Source organism: Citrobacter sp. TBCP-5362 (genome assembly GCF_005406305.1).
Classification (GTDB): Bacteria; Pseudomonadota; Gammaproteobacteria; order Enterobacterales; family Enterobacteriaceae; genus Citrobacter_B; species Citrobacter_B koseri.
The window spans coordinates 2155959-2177049 of record NZ_CP040234.1 but is presented as its reverse complement, the minus strand read 5'-3'; the positions used below and the strand labels follow the sequence as shown (position 1 = coordinate 2177049).

The following is a 21091-nucleotide window of genomic DNA, read 5'->3' as shown; positions in this document are numbered from 1 at the left end:
AGCGATCGCACGGCAGCGATTAGGTGAAGTCCGCCGCCTTATGGCAAAATAGAAACATACAGAAGCCAATTGGCGATGACACCAGCATTATCTGGAGAAATACATGCAGCTTAAACGAGTGGCAGAAGCCAAACTGCCAACCCCATGGGGCGATTTCCTGATGGTGGGATTTGAAGAACTGGCAACCGGACACGACCACGTCGCGCTGGTTTATGGCGATATCTCTGGTCAAACCCCTGTCCTGGCTCGCGTCCATTCAGAATGTCTGACCGGCGACGCATTGTTTAGTCTGCGCTGCGATTGTGGTTTTCAGTTAGAGGCGGCGCTGACGCATATCGCGGAAGAAGGTCGCGGTATTCTGCTCTACCATCGTCAGGAAGGACGTAATATTGGCCTGCTCAATAAGATTCGCGCCTACGCGTTGCAGGATCAGGGCTACGATACCGTGGAAGCCAACCACCAACTGGGTTTTGCCGCCGATGAGCGTGATTTCACCCTGTGTGCCGATATGTTTAAACTGCTGGGCGTCGATGAAGTCCGTCTGCTGACCAATAACCCGAAGAAAGTCGAAATTCTGACGGAAGCAGGTATCAATATTGTTGAACGCGTACCGCTGATTGTTGGCCGTAACCCAAATAACGAACACTATCTGGATACCAAAGCCGCTAAGATGGGGCATTTATTGGGTAAATAAATTTTTGATTAAAGGCCTGATAAGCACCGCGCCATCAGGCCTTTTTTATGTCTTAATGCAGCATATTACGAATCACATAATGCAGAATGCCGTCATTCTGGTAGTAGGTTAATTCAGTTGCGGTATCGATACGGCACCGGCACGAAATCACCTCTGTGCTGCCATCCACTTTGGTTAACGTCACCGGAATGGCGGCGCCAGGCTTCAGGTTTTGCAAACTGGCAATATCAATTGTCTCCTCACCGGTTAACCCGAGCGTTTTACGCGTAACGCCCTGCGGCAATTCCAGCGGTAGAATCCCCATACCAATCAGGTTTGAACGGTGAATACGTTCAAACGACTCGGCAATCACGACGCGAATACCCAGCAAACGCGGGCCTTTGGCCGCCCAGTCACGGCTGGAACCGGAACCGTACTCTTTACCCGCAATCACCGCCAGCGGCGTTTTCTCCTGCTGATACAGCATCGCTGCATCATAGATGGAGATCACCTCCGTCCCCGGCAAATGTCGGGTCATTCCTCCTTCAACACCGGGAACCATTTCGTTGCGGATACGAATATTCGCGAACGTACCGCGCATCATCACTTCATGGTTTCCACGGCGCGAACCGTAGGAGTTGAAGTCCCGACGCTCAACGCCATGATTCTGCAAATAGCGCCCTGCCGGGCTGTCCGCCTTTATGCTGCCCGCCGGGGAGATGTGGTCAGTGGTGACGGAATCACCCAGCATGGCCAGAATACGGGCGCCATGAATATCCTCCACCGGATCGGGTTGAACCTGCATTTCGTCAAAGAACGGCGACAAGCGGATATAGGTGGAGTCATCCTGCCAGCCATAGGTGTCTGAGCGATCAACATTGATCGCTTTCCATTCCGGCGTCCCTTCAAAAACCTCTGCATACTCTTTGTGGAACATTTCTGACGACACCAGCTCAACGGCGCGGGCGATCTCCTGCGCGGAAGGCCAGATATCCTTCAGATAAACCGGGTCGCCTTTGCGATCGTGGCCCAGCGGCTCTTTCGCCAGGTTAACATTCATATTGCCCGCCAGCGCATAGGCAACAACCAGCGGAGGCGACGCCAGCCAGTTGGTTTTCACCAGCGGATGGATTCGGCCTTCAAAGTTACGGTTGCCGGAAAGTACCGCGCCCACCGTCAAGTCGCCTTTTTTGATTGCCGTTTCGATAGGCTCCGGCAGTGGGCCGGAGTTACCAATACAGGTGGTGCACCCATACCCCACCAGATTAAAGCCAAGTTCATCAAGATAAGGCGTGAGTTTCGCCTGCGCCAGGTAATCCGAGACCACTTTCGATCCCGGCGCCAGCGAGGCTTTCACCCACGGCTGCCGTTTCAGTCCCAGCGTTACCGCTTTTTTCGCCAGCAAACCGGCGGCCATCAGCACGCTGGGGTTTGAAGTATTGGTACAGGAGGTGATAGCTGCAATCACGACAGCGCCGTCCGGGAGCTGGTATTGATGGCCGTTCATAACATAATCGATTGGCTGCCGGTCTTTTTGCGCGGTGTTCAGTTCCAGCTCCGTGCTCGCGGCGAAGGCTTTCGGCACATCTGCCAGCGCAACCCGATCCTGCGGGCGCTTCGGCCCGGCAAGGCTCGCCTCGACATCCCCCATATCCAGTTCCAGCGAACTGGTGAAAACAGGTTCATCGCCAGGGTTTCGCCACATCCCCTGCGCTTTGGCATAGGTTTCGACCAGCTCAACCTGCTCCTCGCTACGGCCGCTTAAACGCATATATTCGAGGGTGATGCCGTCAATCGGGAAGAAGCCGCAGGTCGCGCCATATTCCGGCGACATGTTTGCTATCGTCGCGCGATCGGCCAATGGCAAGGAGTCCAGACCGTCGCCGTAGAATTCAACGAATTTACCAACGACGCCGTGTTTACGCAGCATCTGAGTCACGGTCAGCACCAGGTCGGTCGCGGTGATACCTTCACGCAGCTTACCGGTCAACTTGAAGCCAACAACATCGGGAATGAGCATTGAGACCGGCTGGCCCAGCATCGCGGCTTCCGCTTCAATCCCCCCGACGCCCCATCCCAGCACGCCAAGGCCGTTGATCATCGTAGTGTGGGAGTCGGTACCGACCAGCGTGTCCGGGTATGCGACCCACTCTCCCGCCTGCAATTCGCTCCAGACGGCCTTACCAAGGTATTCCAGGTTCACCTGGTGGCAGATCCCGGTTCCTGGCGGCACCACGCTGAAGCGACTAAAAGCCTGTTGCCCCCATTTCAGGAACACATAGCGCTCGTGGTTGCGTTCCATTTCCAGACGCACGTTCTCTTCGAAAGCGTCATCATCGCCAAAGCGATCGACCGTTACCGAGTGGTCAATAACAAGGTCTACCGGGGATAGCGGATTCACTTTCGCAGTATCCCCGCCGAGGCGTTTGACCGCTTCGCGCATGGCGGCCAGATCCACCACCGCCGGGACGCCGGTAAAATCCTGCATTAATACACGGGCGGGTCGATAGGCAATTTCGCGGTCAGCATGGGCTTTTTTCAGCCACCCGGCTAACGCCTGAATATCTTCTTCGGTAACAGAGTCACCGTCCTGCCAGCGCAGCAGGTTTTCAAGCAGAACTTTTAGCGACTTGGGCAAGCGGGTAATATCGCCCAGTTTTTTGGCAGCCAGGGGCAGACTGTAGTAATGATAGGTTTTGTCTTTGGCCTGCAACGTGTCCTTACTGGCTTCTCGTAGGGTTGACGACATAGCTCCTCCTTAATAACAGGGTTGGATACCCTGACTCTCCTCAGGGTTAGTATTAAAGATAACACAAACAGAATGTAACGTTTTGATAACAACCCGAATTGATAAAAGAGGAGAAACCTTACGGACGGGAATCGGCATGCGCAGGCCCGATGACGTTGCGCCATCGGGCATTTACCGGCATACGATCAGAAAGAGACAATCCAGATAAGTTGAGCCCAGAACAAGAGCGATACTGAGAACGCCCCAATCCATGACCAATATTTAAGATTCACAGTTTGCATAGGCTACACCGACATTTGTTTAATACTTTATGCTGAGATTTACTCAGCGCTTATTGCTGTGGTGTATAAGGAAATACAGTACGGGATGTTAATGACCTGTACTGGAAATGATGATTAAAAAAATCGCCAATTATTGTTTCTGTTGCTCATCTTCAGCGAATGAATCAATAAATGCCTGTTGCTGTTGTGTGAGTTTCCAGGATTCTGGAATATTCGTCACACATTCGCTCCGCGCTTCCTTCACGCTATCACGAGGCTGACGTGCTGGAGTTGAGGGTTGCTGATGTTCCTGCGAAACCATGACTTACCCCCACACTTGCCAGATAACCAGCGCAATCACAACCCAGAACAGCGCAGAGCCGAGGAATACCGCCAGCCATGCTTTGCGTTTAAGCTCGGGGTCCCTGCGGGGTTCCTGGTTTCCAGAAGGCATTGCTAACCTCATACAATCGGCATCACTTATCATTTCAGCACCAAACAATCGGTACAATTAATCATCAGATGAGACAAATCCTAAAGAAACTTTAGTCAAAAATCCAGTGAATTTACGAATCGTTTCCCATGAATAAATCAATCTTTTGACCGGAAATAAATATTTGAAAGGCGGAATTTGCGAGGCGGGTAATTCGAAACTACTTTACTGGCGCTTTTCCATGAATACCATGCAGGTAATATGATCGCAGAAAAAACGAAAACCATAATCCATAAATTTAGTGGTTATTCAGGTATCTCCTCGTGTCTGGAGATACCTGAAAACTCACGCGCGTGATTACTTTTCCGGTAATTTAATATCGTTAAACATGGCTTCAATTTCTTCGTTAGAACGCAAGGCCACGGCGGTATCCACAACATCGCGCGTCAGATGCGGCGCAAAGCGTTGAATAAAGTCGTACATATAGCTGCGTAAAAACGTGCTGCGGCGAAAACCAATTTTCGTGGTGCTATGGCTGAAAATATCATGCGCATCGACACGCACCAGGTCCGGGTCGGAAATTGGATCGACGGCCATGCTGGCAATCACCCCAACCCCCAGGCCAAGCCGGACGTATGTTTTTATCACGTCCGCATCGGTTGCCGTAAAGACAATACGCGGCGTCAGCCCGGCGCGATTAAACGCGGTATCCAGCTCGGAGCGCCCGGTAAAGCCAAAGGTGTAGGTCACCAGCGGATACTGTGCCAGTTCCTCAATCGTCACCGATGATTTAGCGGCCAGCGGGTGCTCTGGCGTGACGACGATAGAGCGATTCCAGTGGTAGCATGGCAGCATCACCAGATCGTCATACAGGTGCAGCGCTTCAGTGGCGATAGCGAAGTCGGCATTCCCTTTCGAAACCGCTTCCGCGATTTGCGTGGGCGACCCCTGATGCATATGCAATGAAACGCGAGGATAGCGCTCAATAAAGCCCTTGATCACATTTGGCAGCGCATAGCGCGCCTGAGTGTGCGTGGTGGCAATATACAGAGAACCTTTATCCGGCCAGGTGTGTTCGCCCGCCACGGACTTGATGGCATCGACTTTGGACAACACTTCGCGCGCAATGCGAATAATTTCCTGCCCCGCTGGCGTCACTTGCGTCAGGTGTTTACCGCTGCGCGCGAAAATCTGGATGCCAAGCTCATCTTCCAGCATACGAACTTGCTTACTGATGCCCGGCTGGGAGGTGTAAAGCCCTTCGGCGGTGGAAGAGACATTAAGGTTGTGATTAACCACCTCAACAATGTAGCGAAGCTGCTGTAATTTCATGTTAAACCATCCAGATTAGCGCCGTCATGTCATCGTTTGATAAGCAGCACGTCACGCGCTGCTAATACGATTTAATAATAAAAAAGCCGTTAACTATAACCACTATATCATTTATATCAGAGCTGTATAGATGCGAAGAAAAAATAATAAGCCCGGAATAAAAAAGGGCCGCTTGCGCGACCCTCTTAAGTGAAATTCAGCCAGGTGACTGTTATTTCTTACCTTCTACCCACTTGCCATCAACGAAGAATGCGGACCATCCCGTCGCTTTCCCGTCTTTTTCAGCGGCAACATACTGCTGTTTCGTCTTACGGCTAAAACGCACCAGCGTCTTATTGCCTTCCGGGTCCTGCTGCGGCGCATCGGCCAGATAACGCAGTTTTTCCGGCAGACGGTCGCGGAAGCGGTACAACTCTTCCACTAACGGCGCACGCGTTTCACGCGATTTCGGGAAGGTATTCGCCGCGAGGAAGATCCCTGCGGCGCCGTCACGCAGCACGAAATACGCGTCCGATTTCTCGCACGGCAGTTCCGGCAACGGTACCGGATCTTCTTTCGGCGGCGCGACTTCACCGTTACGCAGAATCTTACGGGTATTTTTACATTCGTCGTTGGTACAGGCCATGTACTTACCAAAACGCCCCATTTTCAGGTGCATTTCAGAGCCACATTTTTCGCACTCAACGATCGGGCCGTCATAACCTTTAATACGGAACTCGCCCTCTTCGATTTCGTAACCGTCGCAGGTCGGGTTATTACCGCAGACATGCAGCTTGCGTTTCGGATCGATCAGGTAGCTGTCCATTGCGGTGCCGCACTTCTGGCAACGACGTTTTGCACGCAAAGCGTTGGTTTCCGCATCATCGCCTTCCAGTACGTTCAGCACTTCATTTTCCGGCACCAGGTTGATGGTGGTTTTGCAGCGCTCTTTCGGCGGTAGCGCATAGCCGGAACATCCCAGGAACACGCCGGTGCTGGCGGTGCGAATCCCCATTTTGCGCCCGCATGTCGGGCAGTCAATGCTGGTCAGCACCATCTGGTTAGGACGCATGCCGCCCTCTTCAGGATCTTTCTCCGCTTTATCAAGCTGCTGAGTAAAATCGCTGAAGAAGTTATCAAGCACGTTTTTCCACTCGGCTTCGTGGCTGGCCACCTTGTCGAGGCTGTCTTCCATCTGGGCGGTGAAATCGTAGTTCATCAGCTCGCGGAAGTTTTCTTCCAGTCTATCGGTGACAATCTCACCCATTTTTTCAGCATAGAAGCGACGGTTTTCCACGCGGACATAACCGCGATCCTGAATGGTCGAGATGATCGACGCATAGGTGGATGGACGACCAATACCGCGTTTTTCCAGCTCTTTAACCAGCGATGCTTCACTGAAGCGCGCCGGTGGTTTGGTGAAGTGCTGCGCCGGGGTCAGTTCAACCAGCGTCAACACATCGCCTTTATTCACCGCAGGCAACGTCCGGTCTTCATCGCCTTTACGCAGCGCAGGCATGACTTTCGTCCAGCCGTCGAAACGCAGAATGCGGCCACGCGCTTTCAGGCGGAAATCACCCGCACCGACCGTCAGCGTGGTGGAATCGTACTGGGCTGGCGTCATCTGACAGGCGACAAACTGACGCCAGATCAGCTGATACAGTTTCTGCGCGTCCGCTTCCATATCCTTCAGCGCTTCGGCCATCACCGCGACATCAGAAGGACGGATCGCTTCGTGCGCTTCCTGTGAATTTTCTTTGCTGGCGTACTGGTTCGGGTTCTCCGGCAGGTATTTCTTGCCGAAGCTATCGCTGATATAACCGCGAACCATGTTTACCGCATCCTGGCTCAGGTTGGTGGAGTCAGTACGCATGTAGGTGATGTAGCCCGCTTCGTACAAGCGCTGCGCCATCATCATGGTTTTTTTCACGCCAAAGCCCAGACGCGTGCTCGCCGCCTGTTGCAGCGTCGACGTGATAAACGGCGCGCCAGGCTTGCTGCTGGTCGGTTTATCTTCACGCTCCAGTACGCTGTAACGCGCTTTTTCCAGTAGGCTGACCGCCGCCAGCGTTTGCTCGCGGTTAACCGGACGGAACGGTTTATCATTCTGGTGCGTAACGTCAAGCGGCAAGGCATCGCCAGAAGGCGTTGTTGTGCTGGCGTTCACTTCCCAGAACTCTTCCGGTACGAACGCTTTGATGTCACGTTCGCGCTCAACAACCAGACGCACGGCAACGGACTGTACGCGGCCTGCCGACAGGCCTCGCGCAATTTTTTTCCACAGCAATGGCGACACCATATAGCCCACAACGCGGTCCATAAAGCGGCGCGCCTGCTGCGCGTTAACACGGTCGATATTCAGTTCGCCTGGCTTATCAAACGCCTGGCGAATCGCGTTTTTGGTTATTTCGTTAAACACCACGCGGCTATAGCGCGTGTCATCACCCCCGATTACTTCCCGCAGGTGCCAGGCAATGGCTTCCCCTTCGCGGTCAAGGTCGGTTGCGAGATAGATGTGGTCGGCTTTTTCAGCCAATTGTTTCAGTTCAGAGACGACCTTCTCTTTACCGGGCAGCACTTCATAATGCGCATCCCAGTTATGCCAAGGGTCAACCCCCATTCGGTTGACGAGAGCGCCACGTTCATCCTTTTTGGGCTTTTTAGCCGTTTTGGTGGAGGTAGAGTCGGCGCTCTTTTTAGCTGCTGAGCCACTGGTCGGCAAATCACGGATATGACCGACGCTGGACTTAACCACGTAATCATTACCCAGATACTTGTTGATCGTTTTGGCTTTTGCCGGGGACTCAACGATGACAAGAGCTTTACCCATATTCACCTTTACCTAAATTGATTCTTCCTGGAATGCGTCGCACGTTGATTCACCTTCCACTGGCGACGAGACACCGATATGGTCTCTGTGTCGGCGGATATCAACCCCTTGTACTGACTCAGTGCGCGAAACGTGATCCTCAGGTGACTGAGTTAACAGGCTTTTTAGCACACAAGCGCTATAGCACGACGGAATTTTGGTCGAATGTCAAGCAAATCTGTTGCCAGATTGACGAAAGCGTCACACTGTACCTGATAAAATTCGTTACGCAACTTTATTAGCATGCAAAAACAAATCTCGCCAGTAACAGCACCTTTACAAGACCTTCGTGTTTATCAGGGAATATTTGCCCATAAGCAGCGCCCGGCGTAGACTAATGTCCTTGTTTAAGGAGTAAATAATGCATAAAGACACCCAACCTATCGATCGTGAAACACTGCTGATTGAAGCCAACAAAATCATTCGTGAGCATGAGGACACGCTGGCGGGGATTGTCGCCACCGGTGTGACGCAGCGAAACGGCGTGCTGGTCTTCAGCGGCGATTACTTTTTAGACGAGCAAGGTTTACCGACGCCCAAAAGCACCGCCGTGTTTAATATGTTTAAACATCTGGCGCATGTGCTTTCTGAGAAGTATCACCTGATCGATTAACGCTGGAAAGGTTTTGCCGGATGGCGGCTGCGCCTTATCCGGCCCACAAAACAGTCCGCAGGCCTGGTAAGCATTAGCGCCACCGGGCTGTTTGCCGGATGGCGGCTGCGCCTTATCCGGCCTACAAAACAGTCCGTAGGCCCGGTAAGCGTTAGCGCCACCGGGCAATGACAATTTTACATCAGCGGTTTTTGTCCGCGCTGCCACCAGCGTAGCAACAAACGATCGGCGCTTTCTGCGGCGCTACCCGTAAACCGATCCATCAATTTCTTACGCTGCATAAAGCGAACGTTGAACACCTCATAACCGTCCATCAAGCGGAGAATGACGTCATCACTGGTGTTGATTTCGTCCACCAGACCTTTCTCCAGCGCCTGTTGGCCATACCAGTGCTCGCCTGTGGCCACCTGTTCGATATCCAGCACAGGGCGCATCTGCTGCACAAAATGCTTAAACAGGTGATGGGTTTCATTCAGATCTTCACGGAATTTCTGACGCCCTTCCTCCGTGTTTTCGCCAAGCAGCGTTAGCGTGCGCTTATACTGGCCCGCCGTGTGCAGCTCAATATCGATATCCTTCCCTTTCAAAAAGCGATTAAAGTTAGGGATTTGCGCCACAACGCCAATAGAGCCGACAATCGCAAACGGCGCCGAAACAATTTTGTCGGCCACACAGGCCATCATGTAACCGCCGCTGGCGGCGACTTTGTCCACCGTTACCGTCAACGGGATCTGCTTATCGCGCAGACGCTGCAATTGCGAAGCCGCCAGGCCATAGCCATGCACAACGCCGCCGGGGCTTTCCAGACGCACGACCACCTGATCCTGCGGTTTAAACGCTGCTAACACCGCCGTCACCTCCTCACGCAGCGCGCTGACTTCGTGGGCATCCATACTGCCTTTAAAATCCAGCACCCAGGCACGAGGTTTCTCCGTCGCGGCATTTCCCCCCTGCTTTGCTTTCGCTTTCGCCGCTTTTGCCTCCAGCTTCTGCTTCTTTTTCTGCGCTTTATGCCAGAGTTTTTGTTGATGACCGTCCATCAGCGCCGTCGCCAGATCGTCCTTCATCTCTTTATATTGCTCGCTGAGATTCGTTACCCGCAGCTCCCCACGCTGGCGTTTACGCTGGGCAGCATTCACGATCAGCATCACAATGACGGCGATTGCCACCACGACAGTGACGATTTTTGCCAAAAACAACCCATATTCAGACAACAATTCCACGAGTCCCACCTTGGTTACACAACGCTATTTTGGCTCAGTGTACAACAGGCGTGTTAGCCCGTCTCGTTTGATCCTGCGTTGCGGTTACTGGGTGAAAAGTATGACAAAGTGTTCATTTTTCGGCGTTATCGCCGTTGACTGATTGAAATGACGCGGGCTTTCAGGCATAAAGCCGAAAAGTTAAAGAGAAGATAAGACAACTGGCAGGGTGACCCAACGCGTCGCCGAGGAGTAGCCGTGCATTACCAACCTAAACAAGATCTATTGCAAAATCGCATTATTCTGGTCACCGGCGCCAGTGATGGCATTGGTCGCGAAGCCGCGCTCACCTATGCGCGTTACGGCGCAAACGTTATTTTGCTGGGTCGAAATGAAGAAAAACTGCGTCAGGTCGCACAGACTGTCGCCGAAGATACAGGCGCATTGCCACAGTGGTTTACACTGGATCTACTGACCTGCACCGCTGAAGAATGCCACCAGTTAGGCCAGCGGATTGCGGCACACTATCCACGACTGGATGGCGTTCTGCATAACGCCGGGTTACTGGGCGATATCTGCCCAATGAGCGAACAAAATCCGCACGTCTGGCAGGATGTTATGCAGGTTAACGTCAATGCGACATTCATGCTGACCCAGGCGCTGCTTCCTTTATTACTTAAATCCGACGCCGGTTCGCTGGTCTTTACCTCATCAAGCGTCGGTCGTCAGGGACGCGCCAACTGGGGCGCTTACGCCACCTCTAAATTCGCCACCGAAGGCATGATGCAGGTACTGGCGGACGAATACCAGAACCACCCCTTACGTGTAAATTGCATCAACCCAGGCGGCACGCGCACGAGTATGCGCGCCAGCGCCTTCCCTACGGAAGATCCGCAGAAGTTAAAAACGCCCGCCGATATCATGCCCCTCTATTTGTGGCTGATGGGCGACGACAGCCGCCGTAAAACCGGTATGACTTTTGATGCCCAGCCGGGCCGTAAACCAGGAATCGCCCAATGACTGAAGAACGCTATCAACAACGCCAGCAGCGTGTGAAAGACCGGGTCGACGCCCGCGTTGCGGCGGCGCAGGACGAACGCGGCGTCATCATCGTGTTTACCGGCAACGGTAAAGGCAAAACCACGGCGGCATTCGGCACCGCAACGCGCGCCGTCGGCCACGGTAAAAAAGTGGGCGTGGTGCAGTTCATTAAAGGCACATGGCCTAACGGCGAGCGCAATCTGCTGGAGCCCCACGGCGTGGAATTTCAGGTGATGGCGACCGGGTTCACCTGGGAAACGCAAAATCGCGAAACCGACACCGCAGCCTGTATGGCTGTCTGGGAACATGGCAAACGTATGCTGGCGGACCCAACGTTGGATATGGTCGTGCTGGATGAACTGACCTACATGGTGGCGTATGACTATCTGCCGCTTGAAGAGGTCATCAATGCCTTAAATGCCCGTCCGCAGAATCAGACGGTGATTATTACCGGTCGCGGTTGTCATCGCGATATTCTGGAACTGGCCGACACGGTCAGCGAGCTGCGTCCGGTCAAACATGCTTTTGAAGCGGGCGTGAAGGCCCAGATGGGAATTGATTATTAGGAAACGGTGCCGGATGACGGCGTAAACGCTTTATCCGGCCTACGGCCAAAACGTAGGCCCGGTAAGCGTAAGCGCCACCGGGCATTCAGCATCAACCGTTGTTGTTACGACCGCCTGAACGACGACCGCCGCCAACCTGGCTGTGACGCTTCACCGCACGGCGAATCTGGTTCGCCTTCATACGACGTCGGTCTTTCTCCACGGCCACTTTGGAGGTGGTTTCCGGCGCCAGTTGCACCAGTTCACGCAGATAGTTGGTCTGCGCCAGATCCAGTTCAGTCCAGCCACCGCGCGGCAGCCCTTTCGGCAATGGAATATCACCATAGCGCACGCGGATCAGTCGGCTAACCTGCACGCCAACCGCTTCCCACAGACGACGCACCTCACGGTTACGCCCTTCGGTCAGCGTGACGTTGTACCACTGGTTAATACCTTCACCACCGCTGAATTTGATGGTTTTAAATGCCGCCGGGCCATCTTCCAGTTGAACGCCACGACTCAGGTCACGCAGCTTGGCGTCATCAACCTGACCAAATACGCGCACGGCGTATTCACGCTCAACTTCACGACTCGGGTGCATCAGACGGTTCGCCAGTTCGCCATCCGTCGTGAACAACAGCAAACCACAGGTATTCACATCCAGACGACCTACGGCAATCCAGCGTGCGCCGCGCAGTTTCGGTAAGCGATCAAAAACGGTAGGACGACCTTCCGGGTCGTTACGGGTGCACAGCTCACCTTCTGGTTTGTAATAGGCCAGAACGCGACAAATTTGTTCCGCAGACTCTTTCACCGAGATCAGATGACCGTCGATACGGATTTTCAGACCCGGCGTGATTTCAACGCGATCGCCAAGCGTGGCGATTTTGCCGTCAACGCTTACACGGCCTGCTTCAATAATGGATTCAATTTCACGGCGAGAACCGTGGCCAGCGCGAGCCAGCACTTTTTGTAACTTTTCGCTCATAGAGCTTCCTTCAGGTGTCGCCTTCACAGGCGTCGAACAGGAGAATCAACGGCGCTTTACAGCGCCATTTTAAGGCCGCGTAGTATACAGAGTTGCGCCCTTATAAGAAAGGTTTAACGTCACCAACGCCTTCGCGCAAGACAACCGGAGAATCATCGGTTAAATCAATCACCGTGGTCGGTTGCTGGCCGAGGTAACCGCCGTGAATGATCAAATCGACCTGTTTTTCCAGGCGGTCTTTGATCTCTTCCGGGTCGGACTCGGTAAATTCGCTGCCGGGCAGCATCAGCGAGGTGGAGAGCATCGGTTCGCCCAGCGCTTCCAGCAGTGCCAGCGCGATCGGGTTCGACGGCACGCGCAGACCGATTGTTTTCCGTTTTTCCTGTAACAGGCGGCGCGGCACGTCTTTCGTTCCCTTCAGGATAAAAGTGTAGTTGCCCGGCGTATTGTTTTTAATTAAGCGAAAAGCAACGTTATCGACAAACGAATAGGTCGATAACTCAGACAGATCCCGACACATCAGCGTGAAGTTATGCCCGTCCGGCAGGTGGCGAATGCGGCAGATGCGCTCCATCGCCCCTTTATCTTCGATTTTACAACCCAGCGCATAGCCGGAATCGGTTGGATAAACAATCACCCCACCTTTACGCACAATTTCAACCGCCTGATTGATCAGCCGTTGTTGCGGGTTTTCAGGATGAATATAAAAAAACTGGCTCATACTTCCCTCACTGTGGTGTTTGTGGCTCTTCCCACAGCTGCCATACGCCTTCGACGCCTGCTGGCAGCCAGAGCTTGCGACCCAGTTCAATCCACGGGCACGGCTGATGAAAATCAGAGCCTTGTGATGCCCATAAATGGTGCTGGCGCGCATAGGTCGCCAGTTGGGTTCGCTCATTGGGCGACTGCTGGCATTGCGCCACTTCCATCGCATCACCGCGATGCAGCGCAAAATACGCAATCAACCTTTTCAGCCACTTAGCGCTAAGGTCGTAGCGGCCTGGATGGGCCAATACTGCCTTACCGCCAGAATGATGAATCACATCAATAGCTTGTTCTATTGTACACCACTGTGGCGGAACGTATCCGGTTTTCCCACGCGCAAGGTATTTTTTAAAAACATCGGCAATGCTCCCGGCTTTGCCGCACTCCACCAGAAAACGGGCGAAATGCCCGCGCGTCACGGCCCCACCGTCGGCAAGCCGCAAAGCGCCTTCCCACGCCCCAGGAATATGCGCTTTCTCCAGACGCTCGGCAATCAGACGCGCACGCTGCTGACGACGTTCGGTTTGTTCCGCCAGGAACGCACACATCGCCGGATGCGCAATGTCGATATTCAGACCCACAATATGGATCTCATGATTTTCCCAGACAGTTGAAATTTCCACGCCAGGAATCAGGTTCAGGGCAAGCCCGGAACGTGAAATTTCTTCTCTTGCCGCCGGAATAGCGGCTGTGGTGTCATGATCGGTGATCGCCAGTGTGCCGACTCGCATCTCTACCGCACGATGTACTAACGCTTCTGGCGTTAACCGACCATCGGACGCCGTTGTATGACTGTGCAGGTCGTAAATCACTGCGTAATTCGTGTCGCTCAAGGCGGCTCCCGTCTTAATAAATGTTCTTTCACAAACATCATAACGGTTCCGGCAAATATACTGAAATCAGGTGTTGACTTTATTTCATCGAACTAGTTAACTAGTACGCAAGTTCACATGAAGAAGGTATCTGAGATGAAAGCAACATTCGTACTGCACGGTTGGTGGCGCACTTCCTGATTTCGGGCAGTGTATGACGTCTGCAATAAGCAACCAGATACCCGGCCCGCCAGATGAGCGGGCTTTTTTTTGAACAGAATGAATGAGAATAACGATGCAAATACAAAAACCAACACTCGAATTGCTTTCCTGCAATGCCGCCTACCGTGAGAACCCGACGGCGTTGTTCCATCAGGTTTGTGGCGACCGCCCGGCAACGCTGCTGCTGGAATCCGCTGATATCGACAGTAAAAATGATCTGAAAAGCCTGCTATTGGTCGATAGTGCGCTGCGCATTACCGCTTTGGGTGACACTGTCACTATCGAAGCGTTAACGGATAACGGTGCATCCCTGCTCCCGCTGCTGGATGCCGCGCTGCCCGCAGGCGTTGAAAATACAGCGCAGCCCGGCAACCGGAAGCTGCGCTTTCCCGCAGTAAGCTCGCTGTTAGATGAGGATGCGCGTCTGTGTTCGCTGTCGGTATTTGACGCATTCCGTCTGTTGCAGAACCTGGTGAATGTGCCTGCTGAAGAGCGCGAAGCCATGTTTTTCGGCGGTTTGTTTGCCTATGACCTGGTGGCGGGATTTGAAGCGTTACCGCAACTGGAAGCCGGTAATCGCTGCCCGGATTACTGCTTCTATCTTGCGGAAACGCTGATGGTGATTGACCATCAGAAGAAAAGCACCCGTATTCAGGCAAGCCTCTTTACCGATAATGAAGCGGAAAAACAGCGTCTGACGGCGCGCCTCGTGCAGCTGACGCAGCAATTAACCGAACCCGCGCCGCCGTTGCCCGTTACACCAGTGCCGCAAATGCGCTGCGAATGCAGCCAGAGCGACGAAGAGTTTGGCGCCGTTGTGCGTACCATGCAGAAAGCGATTCGCGCAGGAGAGATTTTCCAGGTGGTGCCTTCCCGCCGCTTCTCATTACCCTGCCCGTCACCGCTGGCGGCCTATTACGTACTGAAAAAGAGCAACCCAAGTCCATACATGTTCTTTATGCAGGATAACGATTTCACCCTGTTTGGCGCCTCCCCGGAAAGCTCGCTGAAGTACGACGCGACCAGTCGCCAGATTGAGATCTACCCCATCGCCGGCACGCGCCCGCGCGGTCGCCGTGCCGACGGCTCGCTGGATCGCGATCTCGACAGCCGCATTGAGCTGGAGATGCGCACCGACCATAAAGAGCTGTCTGAACACCTGATGCTGGTCGATCTGGCGCGTAATGATCTGGCGCGCATTTGTACTCCCGGCAGCCGCTACGTTGCCGACCTGACGAAAGTCGATCGTTATTCGTTCGTTATGCACCTGGTGTCCCGCGTGGTGGGTGAATTACGCAGCGATCTGGATGTGCTGCATGCTTACCGCGCCTGTATGAATATGGGCACGCTGAGTGGCGCGCCAAAAGTTCGCGCCATGCAGCTTATCGCCGGTGCCGAAGGGCGTCGTCGCGGCAGTTATGGCGGTGCGGTGGGCTACTTCACCGCGCATGGCGATCTCGATACCTGCATTGTGATTCGCTCTGCTCTGGTGGAAGACGGCATCGCCACCGTGCAGGCCGGTGCCGGAATCGTGCTGGATTCTGTTCCGCAGTCTGAAGCCGACGAAACCCGTAATAAAGCGCGCGCGGTTCTGCGTGCTATTGCCACCGCGCACCATGCACAGGAGATTTTCTAATGGCTGACATTCTGCTGCTCGATAACATCGACTCTTTTACTTACAACCTGGCAGATCAGCTACGGGCCAACGGCCACAATGTGGTGATTTACCGTAACCATATCCCGGCGCAGACCTTAATCGACCGTCTTGCGACGATGAAAAACCCGGTGCTGATGCTTTCCCCTGGACCAGGCGTCCCCAGCGAAGCCGGTTGTATGCCGGAGTTGTTGACCCGTTTGCGTGGCAAGCTGCCCATTATCGGCATCTGCCTCGGACACCAGGCGATTGTTGAAGCCTACGGTGGCTACGTCGGTCAGGCGGGCGAGATTCTCCACGGCAAAGCGTCGAGCATTGAACATGACGGACAGGCGATGTTTGCCGGTCTGGTGAACCCGCTGCCGGTTGCTCGTTATCACTCTCTGGTGGGCAGCAACGTGCCTGCGGGGCTGACGATTAACGCCCATTTTAACGGCATGGTGATGGCGGTACGTCACGACACGGATCGCGTCTGTGGTTTTCAGTTCCACCCGGAGTCCATTCTTACTACGCAAGGTGCGCTGTTGCTGGAACAAACGCTGGCCTGGGCGCAACAAAAACTGGAGCCGACCAATACGCTGCAACCGATTCTGGAAAAATTGTACCAGGCGCAAACCATGACCCAGCAGGAAAGCCACCAGCTTTTCTCTGCCGTGGTTCGTGGCGAACTGAAGCCAGAACAACTGGCGGCGGCGCTGGTCAGTATGAAAGTGCGTGGCGAACATCCGAATGAAATCGCTGGCGCCGCTACCGCGCTGCTGGAAAATGCCGCGCCGTTCCCGCGCCCGGACTATCTGTTTGCCGATATTGTCGGCACCGGCGGTGATGGCAGCAACAGCATCAATATCTCCACCGCCAGCGCCTTTGTGGCGGCGGCCTGTGGACTGAAGGTGGCCAAACATGGCAACCGCAGCGTCTCCAGTAAATCCGGTTCGTCCGATCTGTTGGCGGCATTCGGTATCAATCTGGATATGAACGCCGATAAATCGCGTCAGGCGCTGGACGACCTGGGCGTCTGCTTCCTGTTCGCACCGAAATACCATACGGGTTTCCGTCATGCGATGCCGGTTCGCCAGCAGCTTAAAACCCGCACCTTGTTCAATGTGCTGGGGCCGCTGATCAACCCGGCTCACCCGCCACTGGCGCTGATTGGCGTCTACAGCCCGGAGCTGGTACTGCCCATTGCCGAAACTCTGCGGGTACTGGGTTATCAGCGTGCGGCGGTGGTTCACAGCGGCGGTATGGATGAAGTGTCGCTGCATGCGCCAACCATTGTGGCTGAACTGCACGATGGTGAAATCAAGAGCTACCAGCTCACGGCGGAAGACTTCGGCCTCACCCCGTATCACCAGGAACAGCTGGCAGGCGGCACGCCGGAAGAAAACCGTGACATTCTCACCCGCTTGTTACAAGGTAAAGGTGAAGTCGCTCACGAGGCCGCTGTCGCTGCGAATGTCGCCATGTTAATGCGCCTGCATGGTAAGGAAGATTTAAAGGCCAATGCGCAAACTGTGATTGATGTACTGCGCAGTGGCGCAGCTTATGACCGGGTTACCGCACTGGCGGCAAGAGGGTAAATGATGCAAACCGTTTTAGCGAAAATCGTCGCGGATAAGGCGATCTGGGTAGAAGCCCGTAAACAACAACAACCGTTAGCCAGTTTCCAGAATGAGGTTCAGCCAAGTGCCCGCCATTTCTATGATGCGCTGCAAGGCACGCGTACCGCATTTATTCTGGAGTGTAAAAAAGCGTCCCCCTCCAAAGGGGTGATTCGTGATGACTTCGACCCCGCGCAGATTGCCGGTGTTTATAAACATTACGCGTCGGCGATTTCCGTTCTGACCGATGAGAAATATTTCCAGGGGAGTTTTGACTTTCTCACTGTTGTCAGCCGTATCGCGCCGCAGCCGGTTCTGTGTAAGGACTTCATCATCGATCCTTACCAAATCTATCTGGCGCGTTACTACCAGGCCGATGCCTGTCTGCTGATGCTCTCCGTACTGGATGACGAGCAATATCGCCAGCTTTCCGCCGTCGCCCACAGTCTGAAAATGGGCGTGCTGACGGAAGTCAGTAACGAAGAAGAACTGGAGCGCGCCATCGCACTGGGTGCGAAAGTCGTCGGCATTAATAACCGCGACCTGCGCGATCTGTCGATTGACCTTAACCGTACCCGTCAGCTTGCGCCGAAACTGGGGCACGGCGTGACCGTGATCAGCGAGTCCGGGATTAATACCTATGCACAGGTGCGCGAGCTAAGCCACTTCGCTAACGGTTTCCTGATCGGTTCTGCGTTGATGTCCCATGCCGATCTGCACGCCGCCGTGCGTCGCGTGCTGCTTGGCGAGAACAAAGTCTGCGGCCTGACGCGCGGGCAGGATGCAAAAGCCGCTTACGAAGCTGGCGCCATTTATGGCGGGCTGATTTTTGTTCCCTCGTCGCCTCGCGTCGTAAATCTCGACCAGGCGCGCGAGGTGATAGCCGCCGCCCCCCTGCAATATGTCGGCGTATTCCGCAATACCGCTATCACCGAGGTATGTGAAAAAGCGACCACCTTGTCGCTCAAGGCCGTGCAACTGCATGGCAGTGAAGACCAGGCTTATGTCGATGCTCTGCGCGCCGCATTACCGGAACAGGTACAAATCTGGAAAGCGCTTAGCGTGGGCGACGCACTGCCAGCTCGTGATTACCAGCACGTTGATAAGTACGTTCTCGATAACGGTCAGGGCGGCAGCGGCCAACGTTTTGACTGGTCGTTATTGAACGGTGAAACGCTGGACAACGTATTGCTGGCGGGCGGATTAGGCGCAGACAACTGCGTGGAAGCGGCAAAAACCGGCTGTGCCGGTCTCGATTTTAATTCTGGTGTAGAGTCACAGCCGGGCATCAAAGATGCACACCTTCTGGCCTCGGTCTTTCAGACACTGCGCGCATATTAAGGAAGAAAACATGACAACATTACTCAATCCCTACTTTGGTGAATTTGGCGGCATGTATGTCCCGCAGATTCTGATGCCTGCCCTGCGCCAGCTGGAAGAAGCGTTCGTCAGCGCGCAGAAAGATCCGCAGTTTCAGGCCCAGTTTGCCGATCTGCTGAAGAACTATGCAGGCCGTCCAACCGCGCTGACCAAATGCCAGAATATCACCGCCGGCACCAAAACCACGCTGTATCTGAAGCGTGAAGATTTACTGCACGGCGGCGCGCACAAAACAAACCAGGTACTGGGTCAGGCGCTGCTGGCGAAACGCATGGGTAAAACAGAGATTATCGCCGAAACGGGCGCAGGTCAGCATGGCGTGGCTTCCGCGCTCGCCAGCGCCCTGCTCGGTCTGAAATGCCGTATCTATATGGGCGCAAAAGACGTCGAGCGTCAGTCGCCAAACGTCTTTCGTATGCGACTGATGGGCGCGGAAGTGATCCCTGTACACAGCGGCTCCGCCACCCTGAAAGACGCCTGCAACGAAGCGCTTCGCGACTGGTCCGGCAGCTATGAATCCGCGCACTATATGCTCGGTACTGCGGCAGGCCCGCACCCGTTCCCGACCATCGTCCGTGAATTTCAGCGCATGATCGGGGAAGAGACGAAAGCGCAGATCCTCGAAAAAGAAGGTCGTCTGCCGGATGCCGTGATTGCCTGCGTGGGCGGCGGCTCCAACGCAATCGGCATGTTTGCGGACTTCATCAACGAAACCAGCGTGGGTTTGATTGGCGTCGAACCTGGCGGCCACGGGATTGAAACAGGCGAGCACGGCGCGCCGCTGAAGCACGGTCGCGTAGGCATCTATTTCGGCATGAAAGCGCCGATGATGCAAACCGAGGAAGGGCAAATTGAAGAGTCCTACTCCATTTCCGCCGGGCTGGATTTCCCGTCCGTTGGGCCGCAGCACGCGTATCTGAACAGCATTGGTCGCGCCGATTATGTGTCGATCACCGATGACGAAGCGCTGGAAGCCTTTAAAACGCTCTGTCTGCATGAAGGGATTATTCCGGCGCTGGAGTCGTCCCACGCCCTGGCTCACGCCCTGAAAATGATGCGTGAAAATCCAGAAAAAGAACAATTGCTGGTCGTTAACCTTTCCGGTCGCGGCGACAAAGACATTTTCACCGTACACGATATTCTGAAAGCGCGAGGGGAAATCTGATGGAACGCTATGAAAACCTGTTTGCACAGCTGAAGGATCGCAAGGAAGGCGCATTTGTCCCCTTCGTGACCTTGGGCGATCCTTCCGTTGAACAGTCACTGAACATTATTGATACGCTGATTGAAGCCGGCGCCGACGCCCTTGAACTCGGCATTCCGTTCTCCGATCCGCTGGCAGACGGGCCGACCATCCAGGAAGCCACGCTGCGCGCGTTTGCCGCAGGCGTAACGCCTACGCAATGCTTTGAGATGCTGGCGCTGATTCGTCAGAAACACCCGACGATTCCGATTGGTCTGCTGATGTACGCCAACCTGGTGTTCAGCAAAGGGATCGACGAATTTTACGCGCAGTGCGAGAAAGTCGGCGTGGATTCCGTACTGGTGGCGGATGTGCCTGTTGAGGAGTCTGCGCCCTTCCGTCAGGCGGCATTACGCTACAACGTGGCGCCGATTTTCATCTGCCCGCCCAATGCCGATGACGATCTGTTGCGCCAGATAGCCTCTTATGGACGCGGTTATACCTATCTGCTTTCGCGGGCAGGCGTGACGGGCGCAGAAAACCGCGCCGCATTACCGCTGCATCATCTGGTGGAAAAACTGAAAGAGTATAACGCCGCGCCCCCGTTGCAGGGCTTTGGCATCTCTTCCCCGGAACAGGTTACAGGTGCCATTGAAGCCGGCGCCGCCGGGGCGATTTCCGGGTCAGCGATCGTTAAGCTCATTGAGAAAAACGTCGCAAACCCCGGGCAGATGCTGACCGAGCTGAAAGCGTTTGTCACGGCAATGAAAGCCGCGACCCGCGCATAATATTG

Annotated in this window: 19 protein-coding genes, 1 pseudogene and 1 other annotated feature; of the genes and pseudogenes, 10 read left to right on the top strand and 10 right to left on the bottom strand. The window is 54.4% G+C overall.

Features of this window, described 5'->3' with window-relative positions:
* Nucleotides 1–103: 103 nt before the first annotated feature.
* On the top strand, nt 104–694 hold the full coding sequence (gene ribA / locus FD428_RS10385) for a GTP cyclohydrolase II (protein WP_012132238.1): 591 nt from the start codon (nt 104–106) through the stop codon (nt 692–694).
* A gap of 52 nt (nt 695–746) precedes the next feature.
* On the opposite strand, the gene acnA is transcribed toward ribA, so the two are convergent.
* From acnA to topA, 6 genes are all read right to left on the bottom strand, one after another.
* Nucleotides 747–3422 (bottom strand): aconitate hydratase AcnA, encoded by a 2676-nt coding sequence (acnA, locus tag FD428_RS10380; RefSeq protein ID WP_114847858.1) that lies wholly within the window; start codon nt 3420–3422, stop codon nt 747–749.
* Between the two features lie 185 nt (nt 3423–3607).
* Complete coding sequence (ymiC, locus tag FD428_RS21840; RefSeq protein ID WP_223849120.1) at nt 3608–3703, bottom strand: small membrane protein YmiC; 96 nt, start codon at nt 3701–3703, stop codon at nt 3608–3610.
* A gap of 130 nt (nt 3704–3833) precedes the next feature.
* Nucleotides 3834–4004, bottom strand: a complete 171-nt coding sequence (locus FD428_RS21725) for a hypothetical protein (protein ID WP_096753854.1) — start codon at nt 4002–4004, stop codon at nt 3834–3836.
* A 3-nt stretch (nt 4005–4007) separates the two neighbouring features.
* Nucleotides 4008–4148 (bottom strand): YmiA family putative membrane protein, encoded by a 141-nt coding sequence (locus tag FD428_RS10375; protein WP_213164932.1) that lies wholly within the window; start codon nt 4146–4148, stop codon nt 4008–4010.
* 324 nt (nt 4149–4472) lie between these two features.
* Nucleotides 4473–5447, bottom strand: coding sequence for an HTH-type transcriptional regulator CysB (gene cysB, locus FD428_RS10370; RefSeq protein ID WP_012132231.1), 975 nt, complete (start codon nt 5445–5447; stop codon nt 4473–4475).
* Between the two features lie 211 nt (nt 5448–5658).
* Entirely contained in the window at nt 5659–8256 is a 2598-nt protein-coding gene (gene topA / locus FD428_RS10365; protein WP_114847857.1) for a type I DNA topoisomerase, read from the bottom strand.
* Between the two features lie 400 nt (nt 8257–8656).
* Here topA and FD428_RS10360 point away from each other — a divergent pair, with 400 nt between their 5' ends.
* The gene (locus FD428_RS10360) at nt 8657–8908 is read left to right on the top strand and encodes a YciN family protein (protein ID WP_003020616.1); all 252 of its coding nucleotides are present in this window, start codon (nt 8657–8659) and stop codon (nt 8906–8908) included.
* A 176-nt stretch (nt 8909–9084) separates the two neighbouring features.
* Here FD428_RS10360 and sohB read toward each other — a convergent pair whose 3' ends face one another.
* Nucleotides 9085–10131: a protease SohB gene (gene sohB / locus FD428_RS10355; RefSeq protein ID WP_104868610.1), complete on the bottom strand. Its 1047-nt coding sequence runs from the start codon at nt 10129–10131 to the stop codon at nt 9085–9087.
* Nucleotides 10132–10368: 237 nt separating this feature from the next.
* Between sohB and FD428_RS10350 the strand changes: the two genes are divergently transcribed.
* Together FD428_RS10350 and cobO are read left to right on the top strand one after the other, a co-directional pair.
* Nucleotides 10369–11130 carry a YciK family oxidoreductase gene (locus FD428_RS10350; protein WP_047463540.1) on the top strand — a complete coding sequence of 254 codons (762 nt, stop codon included), beginning with the start codon at nt 10369–10371 and terminating at the stop codon, nt 11128–11130.
* A complete protein-coding gene (gene cobO, locus FD428_RS10345; protein ID WP_104868609.1) occupies nt 11127–11717 on the top strand; it encodes a cob(I)yrinic acid a,c-diamide adenosyltransferase in 591 nt (196 codons plus the stop codon). Before FD428_RS10350 ends, cobO begins: the two co-directional genes overlap by 4 nt.
* 91 nt (nt 11718–11808) lie before the next feature.
* Here the strand turns inward: cobO and rluB are convergent, their stop codons facing one another.
* The 3 genes and pseudogenes from rluB to rnm form a co-directional block, all read right to left on the bottom strand.
* Nucleotides 11809–12684 carry a 23S rRNA pseudouridine(2605) synthase RluB gene (gene rluB / locus FD428_RS10340; RefSeq protein WP_012132223.1) on the bottom strand — a complete coding sequence of 292 codons (876 nt, stop codon included), beginning with the start codon at nt 12682–12684 and terminating at the stop codon, nt 11809–11811.
* 100 nt (nt 12685–12784) lie between these two features.
* Nucleotides 12785–13405: an L-threonylcarbamoyladenylate synthase gene (locus FD428_RS10335; protein WP_012132222.1), complete on the bottom strand. Its 621-nt coding sequence runs from the start codon at nt 13403–13405 to the stop codon at nt 12785–12787.
* Nucleotides 13402–14282: pseudogene (rnm, locus tag FD428_RS10330) on the bottom strand (RNase AM). Before rnm ends, FD428_RS10335 begins: the two are co-directional and overlap by 4 nt.
* A gap of 135 nt (nt 14283–14417) precedes the next feature.
* Here rnm and trpL point away from each other — a divergent pair.
* The 6 genes from trpL (at nt 14418) to trpA (ending at nt 21086) form a co-directional block, all read left to right on the top strand.
* Nucleotides 14418–14462, top strand: coding sequence for a trp operon leader peptide (gene trpL, locus FD428_RS10325; protein WP_012905981.1), 45 nt, complete (start codon nt 14418–14420; stop codon nt 14460–14462).
* Nucleotides 14439–14533: a sequence feature (Trp leader region), on the top strand. Its footprint overlaps the gene before it by 24 nt.
* Before the next feature lie 23 nt (nt 14534–14556).
* Nucleotides 14557–16119 carry an anthranilate synthase component 1 gene (locus tag FD428_RS10320; RefSeq protein ID WP_104868608.1) on the top strand — a complete coding sequence of 521 codons (1563 nt, stop codon included), beginning with the start codon at nt 14557–14559 and terminating at the stop codon, nt 16117–16119.
* Entirely contained in the window at nt 16119–17714 is a 1596-nt protein-coding gene (gene trpD / locus FD428_RS10315) for a bifunctional anthranilate synthase glutamate amidotransferase component TrpG/anthranilate phosphoribosyltransferase TrpD (RefSeq protein WP_104868607.1), read from the top strand. The genes FD428_RS10320 and trpD overlap by 1 nt, the downstream gene beginning before the upstream one ends.
* A gap of 3 nt (nt 17715–17717) precedes the next feature.
* Complete coding sequence (trpCF, locus tag FD428_RS10310; protein ID WP_104869128.1) at nt 17718–19076, top strand: bifunctional indole-3-glycerol-phosphate synthase TrpC/phosphoribosylanthranilate isomerase TrpF; 1359 nt, start codon at nt 17718–17720, stop codon at nt 19074–19076.
* A gap of 10 nt (nt 19077–19086) precedes the next feature.
* Nucleotides 19087–20280 carry a tryptophan synthase subunit beta gene (trpB, locus tag FD428_RS10305; protein ID WP_012132217.1) on the top strand — a complete coding sequence of 398 codons (1194 nt, stop codon included), beginning with the start codon at nt 19087–19089 and terminating at the stop codon, nt 20278–20280.
* Nucleotides 20280–21086, top strand: coding sequence for a tryptophan synthase subunit alpha (gene trpA, locus FD428_RS10300; protein ID WP_049009727.1), 807 nt, complete (start codon nt 20280–20282; stop codon nt 21084–21086). Before trpB ends, trpA begins: the two co-directional genes overlap by 1 nt.
* Nucleotides 21087–21091: the final 5 nt, after the last annotated feature.